Source organism: Thalassotalea sp. 273M-4, from assembly GCF_041410465.1.
In the GTDB taxonomy this organism is placed as follows: domain Bacteria; phylum Pseudomonadota; class Gammaproteobacteria; order Enterobacterales; family Alteromonadaceae; genus Thalassotalea_A; species Thalassotalea_A aquiviva.
The window spans coordinates 32,418-46,671 of sequence record NZ_CP166961.1; the positions used below are offsets into that span (position 1 = coordinate 32,418).

7 protein-coding genes, 2 tRNA genes and 3 rRNA genes are annotated in these 14,254 nt (G+C 44.9%); 9 read left to right on the forward strand and 3 right to left on the reverse strand.

Annotated elements, in window-relative coordinates; translation table 11 throughout:
* Nucleotides 1-11 precede the first annotated feature (11 nt).
* Complete coding sequence (locus ACAY00_RS00155; RefSeq protein ID WP_371375566.1) at nt 12-227, forward strand: hypothetical protein; 216 nt, start codon at nt 12-14, stop codon at nt 225-227.
* Nucleotides 228-229: 2 nt separating this feature from the next.
* Here ACAY00_RS00155 and ACAY00_RS00160 read toward each other — a convergent pair whose 3' ends face one another.
* Nucleotides 230-772, reverse strand: a complete 543-nt coding sequence (locus ACAY00_RS00160; protein ID WP_371375569.1) for a gamma carbonic anhydrase family protein — start codon at nt 770-772, stop codon at nt 230-232.
* A gap of 722 nt (nt 773-1,494) precedes the next feature.
* Between ACAY00_RS00160 and ACAY00_RS00165 the strand changes: the two genes are divergently transcribed.
* From ACAY00_RS00165 to rrf, 5 genes are all read left to right on the forward strand, one after another.
* Nucleotides 1,495-3,034 (forward strand): 16S ribosomal RNA (locus ACAY00_RS00165).
* A gap of 90 nt (nt 3,035-3,124) precedes the next feature.
* A tRNA-Ala gene (locus ACAY00_RS00170) sits at nt 3,125-3,200 on the forward strand.
* A gap of 19 nt (nt 3,201-3,219) precedes the next feature.
* Nucleotides 3,220-3,296 (forward strand) — tRNA-Ile (locus ACAY00_RS00175).
* 579 nt (nt 3,297-3,875) lie between these two features.
* A 23S ribosomal RNA gene (locus tag ACAY00_RS00180) occupies nt 3,876-6,765 on the forward strand.
* 159 nt (nt 6,766-6,924) lie between these two features.
* A 5S ribosomal RNA gene (gene rrf / locus ACAY00_RS00185) occupies nt 6,925-7,039 on the forward strand.
* Together the 16S, 23S and 5S rRNA genes with 2 tRNA genes alongside form the textbook arrangement of a ribosomal RNA operon.
* Before the next feature lie 430 nt (nt 7,040-7,469).
* Here rrf and ACAY00_RS00190 read toward each other — a convergent pair.
* Both ACAY00_RS00190 and ACAY00_RS00195 read right to left on the reverse strand, forming a co-directional pair.
* Nucleotides 7,470-9,080, reverse strand: a complete 1,611-nt coding sequence (locus ACAY00_RS00190) for a GMC family oxidoreductase (RefSeq protein ID WP_371375572.1) — start codon at nt 9,078-9,080, stop codon at nt 7,470-7,472.
* A gap of 187 nt (nt 9,081-9,267) precedes the next feature.
* A complete protein-coding gene (locus ACAY00_RS00195) occupies nt 9,268-10,800 on the reverse strand; it encodes a YifB family Mg chelatase-like AAA ATPase (protein WP_371375575.1) in 1,533 nt (510 codons plus the stop codon).
* A gap of 536 nt (nt 10,801-11,336) precedes the next feature.
* On the opposite strand from ACAY00_RS00195, the gene ilvG reads away from it, so the two are divergent.
* The 3 genes from ilvG to ACAY00_RS00210 are packed head-to-tail and all read left to right on the forward strand — an operon-like array spanning nt 11,337 to nt 14,246.
* Nucleotides 11,337-12,983 (forward strand): acetolactate synthase 2 catalytic subunit, encoded by a 1,647-nt coding sequence (gene ilvG / locus ACAY00_RS00200; protein WP_371375578.1) that lies wholly within the window; start codon nt 11,337-11,339, stop codon nt 12,981-12,983.
* Nucleotides 12,984-13,013: 30 nt separating this feature from the next.
* On the forward strand, nt 13,014-13,271 hold the full coding sequence (gene ilvM, locus ACAY00_RS00205; protein ID WP_371375581.1) for an acetolactate synthase 2 small subunit: 258 nt from the start codon (nt 13,014-13,016) through the stop codon (nt 13,269-13,271).
* A gap of 48 nt (nt 13,272-13,319) precedes the next feature.
* Nucleotides 13,320-14,246 carry a branched-chain amino acid transaminase gene (locus tag ACAY00_RS00210; RefSeq protein WP_371375584.1) on the forward strand — a complete coding sequence of 309 codons (927 nt, stop codon included), beginning with the start codon at nt 13,320-13,322 and terminating at the stop codon, nt 14,244-14,246.
* Nucleotides 14,247-14,254 lie beyond the last annotated feature (8 nt).

Here is a 14,254-nt window from a genome sequence, read left to right on the forward strand (position 1 = left end):
AAGAGAAGGGTATGAATCAGGCGATTTTGTTTAATGAAGACTACGAATATAATCATCAAATGCAGGCTTGGAAATTTACCGGCATGCTAAATGGTCAACTCTTAACAATATATATTAAAGGCAATGAAGACGAGATTAATGAATCATTAAAGTTTCACTGGGAAGAGCAAGTGGAAGACTGGCTCGAAGATAACGAGCCAGATGAACACAATGTGATTTATTTATGATCTCATTTAGACATCGCTAAATAATCGTTTTTAAGCTCTACATAGTTAGCGGCGGTCTTTGGCAAGAATGCGAGCTCGTCTTCTGTTAGCTTTCGTCTTTTTTGTGCTGGGTTACCGACGTATAAATAACCTGACTCTAAGGTTTTATTTGGTGGCACCAAAGAACCCGCACCAATAATGACATCATTTTCAACAATAGCGCCATCCATAACGATGGCGCCCATGCCAACCAAGATACGGTTTTTTAAAGTACATCCATGTAGCATAACTTTGTGACCAATGGTGACATCGCTACCAATCGATAAGGGAAAACCTTCGGGGAAGTTTGCTGATTTTCGGGTTACATGCAGCACGCTACCATCTTGGACGTTGGTACGAGCCCCAATAGTTATTTTGTTAACATCCGCACGTACCACAACCAGTGGCCAAAAACTCACATCGTCATCAACATTGATTTCACCAATAAGTACGGCACTAGGATCAACATAAACCTGATCTTTAATTTGCGGTTTACACTGTTTATATGGTCTTAGTTTATTACTCATAAATGCCTTAAAATACGGGATAGGTAGGTTAACCATACCAAATCTTTAGAAAATAATAAGCAAAAACCAAAAAAACGACCATTGTGTATCCATTATAAAGATTTTTTCCAACCCCTTTTTTTTAACCAAGTGCCGTAAAAGTGAGGTGGTAAAAGAAGCACCTATAGCAAAAATAATGCCCTAGAGACGAATTATACTGCAGGTTGCTTGTTTTTTGTGCGAACAGTTCGGGTTTTCAATGTTTTTTGAAAATAGCCCTTGACGACGACGTTAAAATCCCTAAAATGCGCATCCACTTCAACGGCACTGGCCGAGAAGTTGTTTTAATACGTTTGGATCGCATTTGTCGGCTTAAACGAACAATCTAAAGATGAAGTTTTAAAGTAAATAAATTTCAAAAAAAGGTTGACATTAAAACCGGGTGTCGTAAAATGCGCATCCTGCTTCGGGTAAGGCCCAGAGCACAGCAAGGCAGCGAATGAGATTGCCTTGTACGTTTAAAAACGTTCTTTAACAATTAGTTATCATGCAATTTGTGTGGGCACTCACATTAAGATTGATTTACAAAGCTACTAAGTATTTATACCGGTAGCACATTAACTTAATGATGATGACACACAAAATATATACATATGTTTTATGTAAAGTTTGTTTTTACTTTTAAAGTGAAAACAACCAGCAAATTCATTGAGTCGATTCTTCGGAATCAAAAAACAACTTTTTAATTGAAGAGTTTGATCATGGCTCAGATTGAACGCTGGCGGCAGGCTTAACACATGCAAGTCGAGCGGTAACATTTCTAGCTTGCTAGAAGATGACGAGCGGCGGACGGGTGAGTAATGCTTGGGAATATGCCTTGAGGTGGGGGACAACAGTTGGAAACGACTGCTAATACCGCATAATGTCTACGGACCAAAGGAGGGGATCTTCGGACCTTTCGCCTTTAGATTAGCCCAAGTGAGATTAGCTAGATGGTGGGGTAAAGGCCTACCATGGCGACGATCTCTAGCTGGTTTGAGAGGATGATCAGCCACACTGGGACTGAGACACGGCCCAGACTCCTACGGGAGGCAGCAGTGGGGAATATTGCACAATGGGGGAAACCCTGATGCAGCCATGCCGCGTGTGTGAAGAAGGCCTTCGGGTTGTAAAGCACTTTCAGCGAGGAGGAAAGGTTAGTAGCTAATATCTGCTAGCTGTGACGTTACTCGCAGAAGAAGCACCGGCTAACTCCGTGCCAGCAGCCGCGGTAATACGGAGGGTGCGAGCGTTAATCGGAATTACTGGGCGTAAAGCGTGCGTAGGCGGATTGTTAAGCGAGATGTGAAAGCCCAGGGCTCAACCTTGGAACTGCATTTCGAACTGGCTGTCTAGAGTATTGTAGAGGGTGGTGGAATTTCCAGTGTAGCGGTGAAATGCGTAGAGATTGGAAGGAACATCAGTGGCGAAGGCGGCCACCTGGACAAATACTGACGCTGAGGCACGAAAGCGTGGGGAGCAAACAGGATTAGATACCCTGGTAGTCCACGCCGTAAACGATGTCAACTAGCTGTTTGTGTCTTTAAGACGTGGGTAGCGCAGCTAACGCGATAAGTTGACCGCCTGGGGAGTACGGCCGCAAGGTTAAAACTCAAATGAATTGACGGGGGCCCGCACAAGCGGTGGAGCATGTGGTTTAATTCGATGCAACGCGAAGAACCTTACCATCCCTTGACATCCAGAGAAGTCGCTAGAGATAGCTTCGTGCCTTCGGGAGCTCTGAGACAGGTGCTGCATGGCTGTCGTCAGCTCGTGTTGTGAAATGTTGGGTTAAGTCCCGCAACGAGCGCAACCCTTATCCTTATTTGCCAGCACTTCGGGTGGGAACTTTAAGGAGACTGCCGGTGATAAACCGGAGGAAGGTGGGGACGACGTCAAGTCATCATGGCCCTTACGGGATGGGCTACACACGTGCTACAATGGCAGATACAAAGGGCAGCAAGACCGCGAGGTGGAGCGAATCCCATAAAGTCTGTCGTAGTCCGGATTGGAGTCTGCAACTCGACTCCATGAAGTCGGAATCGCTAGTAATCGTGGATCAGAATGCCGCGGTGAATACGTTCCCGGGCCTTGTACACACCGCCCGTCACACCATGGGAGTGGGTTGCAAAAGAAGTAGCTAGTTTAACCTTCGGGAGGACGGTTACCACTTTGTGATTCATGACTGGGGTGAAGTCGTAACAAGGTAACCCTAGGGGAACCTGGGGTTGGATCACCTCCTTACCTTAAGTAGACAACTTAATGAGTACGAAAGTACTGCGAGTGTTCACACAAATTGCACTGATAACGAAAGATAAAGACATACTCAGAAGTGGGGCTATAGCTCAGCTGGGAGAGCGCCTGCCTTGCACGCAGGAGGTCAGCAGTTCGATCCTGCTTAGCTCCACCATTTCTGAATTCTATACAGTAGGTCTGTAGCTCAGCTGGTTAGAGCGCACCCCTGATAAGGGTGAGGTCGGTAGTTCAAGTCTACTCAGACCTACCACTTTAGAATTTTAACTGTGTTATTTCAATGCTCGTTTAGCACACTAAACGTCGCATTAAAATGCATTGTTAAATATCTAAAAAGATAGAAGTGTCGAAAAGGACGAAAAGCCAAATTTAAGGCATCAAGATGATGATTTAAATTTGGTTTTTTACCAACTTTATGCCGAATGTGCGCATAAATGTACTCTTTAACAATTTGGAAAGCTGATATTAAACCCGGTGTTTGTATCGATAACAACGTGTCGCACGATGTTATCAAATGATATAAGCACCAAAACGAAAACACATTCCTAGTGTTTTCAAACTAATTAATAATCTTTGATTATTGATTTTTTATACTCAAGACATTCTTATTGAATGCGTGAAAATGTCAGGCGATACAATTAGTTCGGTTTAGTCACCGAACAGTCCAAGCAAATACGGTCAGTTAATTGGCTGTATTGCGACGGAATTAGGCGCTTCTACAAAGCCGTCAATGTTTTCTCGAAATGCGCATAACGTGTTATGTAATCGAGAGAAGACAGAAGACAATGCCGTAGAAACGACTAGTAACGAGCAAGACCGTTTGGGGTTGTATGGTTAAGTGACTAAGCGTATGTGGTGGATGCCTTGGCAGTTAGAGGCGATGAAGGACGTGTTAATCTGCGAAAAGCTGTGTTAAGCCGATAAAAGGCGTTATAGGCACAGATGTCCGAATGGGGAAACCCACTTGTCGTAAGGCAGGTATCATTAAGTGAATACATAGCTTAATGAGGCGAACCGGGAGAACTGAAACATCTAAGTACCCCGAGGAAAAGAAATCAACCGAGATTTCCTTAGTAGCGGCGAGCGAACGGGAATTAGCCCTTAAGCGGTTTGTAAATTAGTGGAATGCTCTGGAAAGGGCAGCGATACAGGGTGATAGCCCCGTACACGAAAATAAACTTACCGTGAAATCGAGTAGGTCGGGACACGAGAAATCTTGACTGAATATGGGGGGACCATCCTCCAAGGCTAAATACTCCTAACTGACCGATAGTGAACCAGTACCGTGAGGGAAAGGCGAAAAGAACCCCTGTGAGGGGAGTGAAATAGAACCTGAAACCGCATACGTACAAGCAGTGGAAGCCTACTTGTTAGGTGACTGCGTACCTTTTGTATAATGGGTCAGCGACTTATGTTCTGTAGCAAGGTTAACCGAATAGGGGAGCCGTAGCGAAAGCGAGTGTTAACTGCGCGTTTAGTTGCAGGGCATAGACCCGAAACCCGGCGATCTACCCATGGGCAGGTTGAAGGTTGAGTAACATCAACTGGAGGACCGAACACACGTATGTTGAAAAATGCGGTGATGACCTGTGGGTCGGAGTGAAAGGCTAATCAAGCCGGGAGATAGCTGGTTCTCCCCGAAATCTATTTAGGTAGAGCCTCGGACGAATACCATTGGGGGTAGAGCACTGTTAAGGCTAGGGGGTCATCCCGACTTACCAACCCTTTGCAAACTCCGAATACCAATGAGTACTATCCGGGAGACACACTGCGGGTGCTAACGTCCGTTGTGGAAAGGGAAACAACCCAGACCGCCAGCTAAGGTCCCAAAGTCATAGTTAAGTGGGAAACGATGTGGAAAGGCATAGACAGCTAGGAGGTTGGCTTAGAAGCAGCCACCCTTTAAAGAAAGCGTAATAGCTCACTAGTCGAGTCGGTCTGCGCGGAAGATGTAACGGGGCTAAACTATGCACCGAAGCTGCGGATTTGAACTTAGGTTCAAGTGGTAGGGGAGCGTTCTGTAAGCCGTTGAAGGTGTGTTGTAAAGCATGCTGGAGGTATCAGAAGTGCGAATGCTGACATGAGTAACGATAAGGGGAGTGAAAAACTCCCCCGCCGAAAGACCAAGGTTTCCTGTCCCATGTTAATCAGGGCAGGGTAAGTCGGCCCCTAAGGCGAGGCGGAAACGCGTAGTCGATGGGAAACAGATTAATATTTCTGTACTTCTTATAATTGCGAAGGAGGGACGGAGCAGGCTAGGCAAGCATGGCGTTGGTTGTCCATGTGAAAGTATGTAGGCTGAAGAATTAGGTAAATCCGGTTCTTCTTAAGGCTGAGATACGAGACGAGATTCTACGGAATTGAAGTTGTTGATGCCCTACTTCCAGGAAAAGCTTCTAAGCATCAGATTATAAGGAACCGTACCCCAAACCGACACAGGTGGTTAGGTAGAGAATACTAAGGCGCTTGAGAGAACTCGGGTGAAGGAACTAGGCAAAATAGTACCGTAACTTCGGGAGAAGGTACGCTGACTTTGGTGATGGGACTTGCTCCTTAAGCTGAGGTCAGTCGAAGTAACCAGGTGGCTGGAACTGTTTATTAAAAACACAGCACTGTGCAAAATCGAAAGATGACGTATACGGTGTGACGCCTGCCCGGTGCCGGAAGGTTAATTGATTGGGTTAGCGCAAGCGAAGCTCATGATCGAAGCCCCGGTAAACGGCGGCCGTAACTATAACGGTCCTAAGGTAGCGAAATTCCTTGTCGGGTAAGTTCCGACCTGCACGAATGGCGTAATCATGGCCACACTGTCTCCACCCGAGACTCAGTGAAATTGAATTTGCGGTTAAGATGCCGTATACCCGCGGCTAGACGGAAAGACCCCGTGAACCTTTACTATAGCTTGACAGTGAACATTGCTCCTACATGTGTAGGATAGGTGGGAGGCTTTGAAGCAACGTCGCCAGATGTTGTGGAGCCAATCTTGAAATACCACCCTTGTATGCGTGATGTTCTAACCTAGGTCTCTTATCGAGATTGGGGACACTGTCTGGTGGGTAGTTTGACTGGGGCGGTCTCCTCCCAAAGAGTAACGGAGGAGCACGAAGGTTGGCTAAGTACGGTCGGACATCGTACGGTTAGTGCAATGGCATAAGCCAGCTTAACTGCGAGACAGACACGTCGAGCAGGTACGAAAGTAGGTCATAGTGATCCGGTGGTTCTGTATGGAAGGGCCATCGCTCAACGGATAAAAGGTACTCCGGGGATAACAGGCTGATACCGCCCAAGAGTTCATATCGACGGCGGTGTTTGGCACCTCGATGTCGGCTCATCACATCCTGGGGCTGAAGTCGGTCCCAAGGGTATGGCTGTTCGCCATTTAAAGTGGTACGCGAGCTGGGTTTAGAACGTCGTGAGACAGTTCGGTCCCTATCTGCCGTGGGCGTTTGAGAATTGAAGAGGGCTGCTCCTAGTACGAGAGGACCGGAGTGGACGAACCGCTGGTGTTCGGGTTGTCATGCCAATGGCATTGCCCGGTAGCTATGTTCGGAACTGATAACCGCTGAAAGCATCTAAGCGGGAAGCAGGCTTTGAGATGAGTTCTCACTGGGACTTTAAGTCCCCTAAAGGGTCGTCGGAGACTACGACGTTGATAGGTCAGGTGTGTAAGGGTTGCGAGGCCTTGAGCTAACTGATACTAATTGCCCGTGAGGCTTAACCATACAACACCCAAGAGGTTTTGTAGGTTTGACATGAAAAATCGTCGATATAATGCGTTCATCCATGAAGCATATCGACATTTGTACATCCATGTACTTCACGCATTAAGTAAGAATTGAGTAGCGTTTAATATTAGATTTCAAATTGTTTAACAAATTTTGTCTAGCGACAATAGCGTTGTGGAACCACCTGATCCCATGCCGAACTCAGAAGTGAAACGCAACAGCGCCGATGGTAGTGTGGGAGTTCCCATGTGAGAGTAGGTCATCGCTAGGCTCCTATTTAAAGAAAGGCTGTCCACTGGGCAGCCTTTTTTGCATTTCAGAATCAGTGAAGTGCCGCTCGACCTACTACGTAGTTATCGAAAATTGCCTCCCTGCATTTTCGATATTCACCACATCCATGTGGCTTATCGCTAGGCTCCTATTTAAAGAAAGCCCTTAGCTAACGCTAAGGGCTTTTTTACTTTTTGGGGATTGAAACATTCAACCACCTCGCACCTGATGGAGGTCCCATCCTCGGCAACTGCTCCTGCGTTGCTCTACCTCCTGCATCCATGCAGTCGTAAAACATGATGGGATGACGGTGCGTGTTAAAACACTCTCCTTGCAGCCTTTTATCCTTGAAGCCTTAAAGCGTTATAGCTCTATTGTAATCCCCCCTTTTTTAGATCAGATCCCGATAGAGTTTTCCTTTAAGTTAAAGCTTAAGGATTTAAAATCATATCGGCTGCTTTTTCGGCGATCATGATGGTCGGAGCATTGGTATTAGCACTGACTAAAGTGGGCATTATCGAGGCGTCAACGACGCGTAAATTATCAATACCATGGACTTTTAACTCGTGATCTACCACGGCCATCTGATCTTGCCCCATCTTACAGGTCCCGACTGGGTGATAAATGTGGCTAACCCGTTCTCTTATCGCTTGCTTTAATTGCGTGTCTGTTTGACATTCTGTACCTGGAAACACTTCCTTTCCTTTATGCTGAGCAAGGGCTGGCATATCGATGATCTTACGGGTGATTTTAATGGCTTTAACTAACCGGTCTATATCATCTTCATCACTTAATAAGTTGAGTTCAATTAACGGTGGTGATTCTGGGTTATGACTGCGCAAACGGACTCGGCCTCGGCTTTTGGGTCGAGCCACATTCAGATGACAAGAAAACCCATGTGCCATTAAATATTCAATATTACGGCCATGATCTGCAAAGAGGATGGGTAAGAAGTGTAATTGGATATCTGCTAGGGCAACATCAGGGGAAGACTTGAAGTAGCCACCAACGGCGGCGATAGAGGTTGCCATAGGGCCCGTTTTACTTAGGGTGTATTGAACCACTTCTGTTAACCTTTTGCCAACTGCAGATAGACTAAAGCCATCCTGTTTTAGGTTCTCGTACACCACTTGAATATCAGGGTGTTCTTGCAAATTACAGCCTACGCCTGGTAAATGATGAACAACATTAAGCCCTAACTCGGTTAAATGATGCTTACAACCGATACCGGATAGCATCAGTAGTTGGGGAGAATTAAATGTACCGGCAGATACAATGACTTCCTTTGCAGCGTTAACCTGTTGTTCTTTGCCATTTTGTTTATAACATACCCCGATGACTTTTTTATTGTGTAAAACCAACTTAGTAACTAAGGCATTGTTAATCACAGTGACGTTATCTCGATGCATCGCAGGTTCAATAAAACATTTACCAACGCCGGCTCTTTGTCCTTTATGAATGGTTAACTGGTAGCTTCCAAAACCATCAAGTTGATTGTCATTAAAATCTATATTGTGTGGATAACCTGCCTCTAAGGTGGCCTGTTTAAACAAACGCTCTACTAAATAAGACGGATTTTTTTTATCCTCAACAAACAAAGGGCCGTCGCAGCCGTGAAAGACACTTTCACCACGGCCATTGTTTTCAGATTTTTTAAAGTAGGCCAGCAGTGATTTATAATCCCAACCAGGGTTTCCTTGTTTAGCCCAAGTATCATAATCACTGCTATGACCTCGAGTATAAATCATCCCGTTAATTGAGCTTGAGCCACCAAGTCCTTTACCTCTTGGGCAAAAATGGCCGCGTTGATCGGTCGCTGAACCGGGCTGGCTATTATAAGCCCAGTTATATTTGTGCCAAAACATGTGGCTACCAAAAGCACCAGGCATACTAATCATCAATGATTTCTCACTGCTCCCCGCTTCAATCAAACAAACAGTGTTTTTGGGGTCTTCTGATAAACGATAGGCGAGTACCCCGCCAGCACTGCCGCCGCCCACGATGATGTAATCAAAGACCTGTATGCCCTTATTTTTTGCCATTGCTGTTGCTCATTATTCTTGTTTTTATGTGTTAGATTGTTGGCCGTACTCATTCACGATATCGCTTAATTAATACCCAAGCCATATTATAAGTAACGGAAATACCTAAAATATTCAACTAAATTGGTATTTAGCGTAGCTGGCAAAAAAGATTTTGTTTAAAGCGATCGAATCGATAATCAAAGTCTTAATAAGGTTGTAAGTTTGCAGTCAAATATTTAATCAACCGATCCATTGCTCGATAAGATAACGCTTCAGATAAATGATGTTGCTTAATGTCTTTACACTGCTCTAAGTCGGCTATGGTACGGGCAATTTTTAAAATTTTATGATGGGCTCGTGTCGATAACCCCAATTTTTCGACGGCATTGTCTAAAAATGTCGTATCTTTTTCATTGAGTTGACAGTGTTGCTTTAACTCTCGACTCGATAAATGCGCATTGGGTTTACCCTGGCGTTGTATTTGTCTGTGCCTACATTCGATCACTCGTTGTTGGATTTGTATGGAGCTTTCATTATTTTCTGGCGATTGTTGCCATTCACCTTTTGGCAGTCTGGCGACTTCAATTTGAATATCAATCCGATCTAAAAAAGGCCCTGATAATTTATTCAAGTAGCGTAATACTTGCTCTGGCGTTGACCGTTTATCGGTATGAAAGCCGGTTGGTGAAGGATTCATTGCCGCAACGAGTTGAAACCTAGCTGGGTAAGTTGTTTTATGTAACGCTCTGGAAATCGTAATGTTACCGGCCTCCATCGGCTCTCTTAAGACGTCTAAAACTTTACGATCGAACTCGGGTAACTCATCTAGAAATAAAACCCCATTATGGGCTAAAGAGATTTCACCTGGGCTGGCCATACTGCCCCCACCCACTAAGGCGACTGCCGATGCGGTGTGATGTGGTGATCGAAAAGGTCGCTGCAGCCAATTGTCTTCGAATATGTCTTGTCCACAAATGGATTTAATCGCAGCTGTCTCTAGCGCTTCTTCATTGTTTAAAGGCGGTAAAATACCCGCGAGTCGAGAAGCCAGCATTGTTTTTCCCGTACCAGGTGGGCCAACAAAAATAAGATTATGCCCCCCACAAGCTGCCAGCTCTATGGCCCGTTTAGCCAACGGTTGCCCAATTACATCCGCCATATCTTTTAATAGCGTAGAGTCTTGCTTTGGCTCGTTTACCGTATCAGGTTGCTCAAATGGCAGCACCTGTTGACCATTTAAGTGGCCAAATAAATGTTTTAAGTGGGATAAAGCAATTAACTTGACCCCTTCGATTAATTTGCCATATTGCGCGTTTTGACTCGGAAATACCGCAGTACGATCAGCATCGCGAGTTGCTAATGCAAACGGGATCTCACCAACAAAGGCGCGTAATTCACCGGATAAAGACAGCTCGCCGGCAAATTCATAGTTCTGTAGTTGTTGACAAGGTATTTGCTTCGAAGCGGCTAAAATACCTATGGCAATGGGCAAATCAAAACGACCACCATCTTTTTTTAGATCGGCGGGTGCAAGATTGACAATAATTTTTCGACTGGGAAATTCATAACCACAATTTAGCAAGGCGCTTCTGACTCGATCTTTAGATTCTTTTACCGAGGTTTCAGCTAGGCCAACAATGTTAAAACCGGGTAAGCCTCTGGAAAGGTGCACCTCTATTGTGACTAAGGGGGAGTCTAGACCTAAACGGGCACGAGAATATACATACGCTAGTGGCATAATAAATCCATTTATTAAGTATTTGTCCATAAACATAGAACCGATGCTGCATAGCCTAAGAGTCAAAACTCGTCATTTGCAACGCCAGTTCAGCCAAACTAAGTGTAGAGAACAATCGTTAACCTAGCCAATGAAGGGGTGAAAACAAAAAATTCAGGTGGGCTTTACCAGATCTATTGCTTTTATATAGCGGTTAATCCAACAAAAGCCTTGAGACATCGGCAATCCTATGTTAAGAATATGTTATACGGGTAAATAAATATGACCCCTATGGATTTTTCGATATGCACTTGTGAAAGCCTCATCGGGAATCTTAGTAACAACAGACGTAACCAATAGAGACGTAATAAACGGTGAAATTAACTCAACACGCTGTAACCCTGATTATAATTCTAGTCGCTGTGATTATCCGATCATGGCGGGTTCGGTGTTGAGTAAAATACATTCCTTAACAACCCCCCGCTTCGCAAGAACCGGGGGTTTTTTTTTACAGCCATAGAAAACGAGTGGTGGAAATTTAAATTAAGGGGCGAGCGATGAATGGTGCACAGCTGGTTTTAAATGTACTCCAACAACAGGGGGTTACCGATGTGTTTGGCTATCCAGGTGGTGCCATTATGCCCATTTATGATGCGCTTTATGACAGTGCCATTAAACATTATTTATGCCGACATGAACAAGGCGCTGGGTTTTCAGCGATTGGCTATGCCAGAGCCCATAAAACCGTTGGGGTTTGCTTAGCCACATCCGGGCCTGGGGCAACCAACCTTATCACCGCCCTTGCCGATGCAATGAGTGATTCAGTCCCCATTGTTGCAATAACTGGCCAAGTATCGACTCAAGCAATGGGCTCAGACGCATTTCAAGAGGTGGATATCATTGGATTATCTTTGGCCGTTACTAAGCACTGTATTCAAGTGCGAAGCGCTGATGAGTTAGCCGACATTATTGAACAAGCGTTTGTCATTGCCCAATCTGGGCGCATGGGGCCTGTGCTGATTGATATCCCCAAAGATATTCAGCTTGCCCCCTGTCAGTTTGTTATGAGTGGCCAATCAGATCATGGCACCCATCAGCAAATCGATTCAAAGTCGTTAGCACAAGCGAAATCTCTGTTGCAATCAGCGCAAAAACCTGTGGTCTACGTTGGCGGTGGTGTTGGTATGGCCAATGGTGTTACTCAATTAAGAGCCTTTTTAGGGCAATGCCAAGTTCCTAGTGTCTCAACGTTGAAAGGGCTTGGTGCTGTCGCGCCCAACGATCCCTTGTACCTAGGCATGTTAGGGATGCACGGTACCAAGGCGGCAAACCTTGCTGTTCAACAATGCGATTTATTATTGGTAATTGGTGCTCGTTTTGATGACCGGGTGACCGGAAAACTGGACGAGTTTGCGCCTGATGCCAAAGTTATTCATGTTGATATTGACGCCGCTGAAATCGACAAACGACGCCCCGCAGATGTTGCTGTGCTGGCCAATTTGCCAGTATTTTTAGAAAAACTCGTGTGTCCGCTTAAGATAACGGCTTGGCAACAACACTGCCAACAACTGAAAGCCCAATATAAATGGTGTTATCAACATCCTGGTACGGGAATTTTTGCGCCGGCTTTACTGGCGCAGTTAAGTACTTTGTTACCAACAAACTCGGTGGTTACAACCGATGTGGGTCAGCACCAAATGTGGGTGGCGCAACATATGAGCTTTGAACAACCGCAAAATTTTTTAACCAGTGGTGGTCAGGGTGCCATGGGGTTTGGTTTACCATCGGCAATAGGGGCACAAGTTGCTCGACATCAAGATGCTGTTGTGGCGGTTTGTGGTGATGGCTCCTTTATGATGAATGTGCAGGAGTTAGCGACTTTAAAGCGTTATCAACTACCGGTCAAAGTGGTGTTAATTGACAATGCTCGGTTGGGCATGGTGCGTCAATGGCAACAATTATTTTTTCAACAGCGTTACAGCGAAACGGACTTAAGTGATAATCCGGAGTTTACGGTATTGGCTTCAGCCTTTGGTATTAAATCGCGTTGTATTCATGAGCAAGTGCAAGTCGAAGCTGCGTTTAAGGAAATGTTAGCGCATCCGGGGCCTTATTTGCTGCATGTCAAAATTGATGCAATGGAAAATGTATGGCCCTTAGTGCCCCCAGAGTCATCAAACGAACAAATGTTAGAATCTTTATAAGCGCAGTAAGCTTCAAAGGCGGAGAAAGCGATGTCAGTGTATATGTTGGATATTAAAACAAGTTTGAACCCTTTAGTGCTCGAACGTATTTTACAAGTGACTCGTTATCGAGGATTTCAATTGCAGACTGTGGCGATGTATCCGGCCACTAAAAAGAGTGGCTTTGTAGTCCAGCTGTCAGTAGAAAGTGACAAATCGGTGAAAAACCTGAAAAAACAATTATTAAAAATTATCGACATTGAAGCTATAAACATTGATGATCAGGGTTTGAGTAAAATATTTGCCTGAATGTCGATTGATGTTTGGGTAACGAATAATAAACGTTAGGAAAATAAAATGGCAAAAGTTAATGCTGATTTAATTTGGTTCAATGGCGAATTAATGCCTTGGGAAAATGCAACAGTGCATGTTATGAGTCACGCTTTGCATTATGGTTCATCGGTTTTTGAAGGTATTCGTGCGTATAAAACCTATAAAGGGACGTGTATTTTCCGTCTTGAAGAGCACATTGATCGTTTGTTTGATTCGGCCAAAATCTACCGAATTAATATTCCTTATACCCGTGAAGAAATCATCCAAGCGTGTAAAGACTCAGTAGCGAAAAATAATCTAGATGCAGCTTACTTGCGTCCTCTAGCCTTTTTAGGTGATGTTGGAATGGGCTTAAGAGCCCCGGCAGATGCGAAAGCGGATGTGATGATCGCTGCGTTTAGCTGGGAAGCCTACTTAGGCGCTGATGCGATGGAAAATGGGGTAAATGTTGGGGTGTCGTCATGGAATCGTTTAGCCCCTAACACGATGCCAACGGCCGCTAAAGCGGGTGGTAACTACCTGTCTTCGCAATTAATTTCTAATGAAGCTGCTCGTCATGGTTACACCGAAGGTATTGCGCTTGATATCAATAACTACGTTAGTGAAGGTGCAGGTCAAAACTTGTTCTTAGTCCGCAAAGGAAAAATTGTGACGCCACCAGGCACCTCCTCAATTTTACCCGGTTTAACCCGAGATGCGGTGATGAAACTGGCAGAACAATTAGGTTATGAAGTGAGTGAAGAGCTTATCTCGCGCGAAGCTTTATATCTTGCCGATGAATTTTTCATGTGTGGTACCGCGACTGAAATCGTACCAGTAAGTACGGTTGATGGCATTAAAGTTGGTACAGGCAAGCGCGGTGAAGTAACGAAAAAAATACAAGATGCATTTTTTGGGATTTTTGATGGCTCGACCGAAGATGTATGGGGTTGGTTAGACCCAGTGAAATAATCATTTTA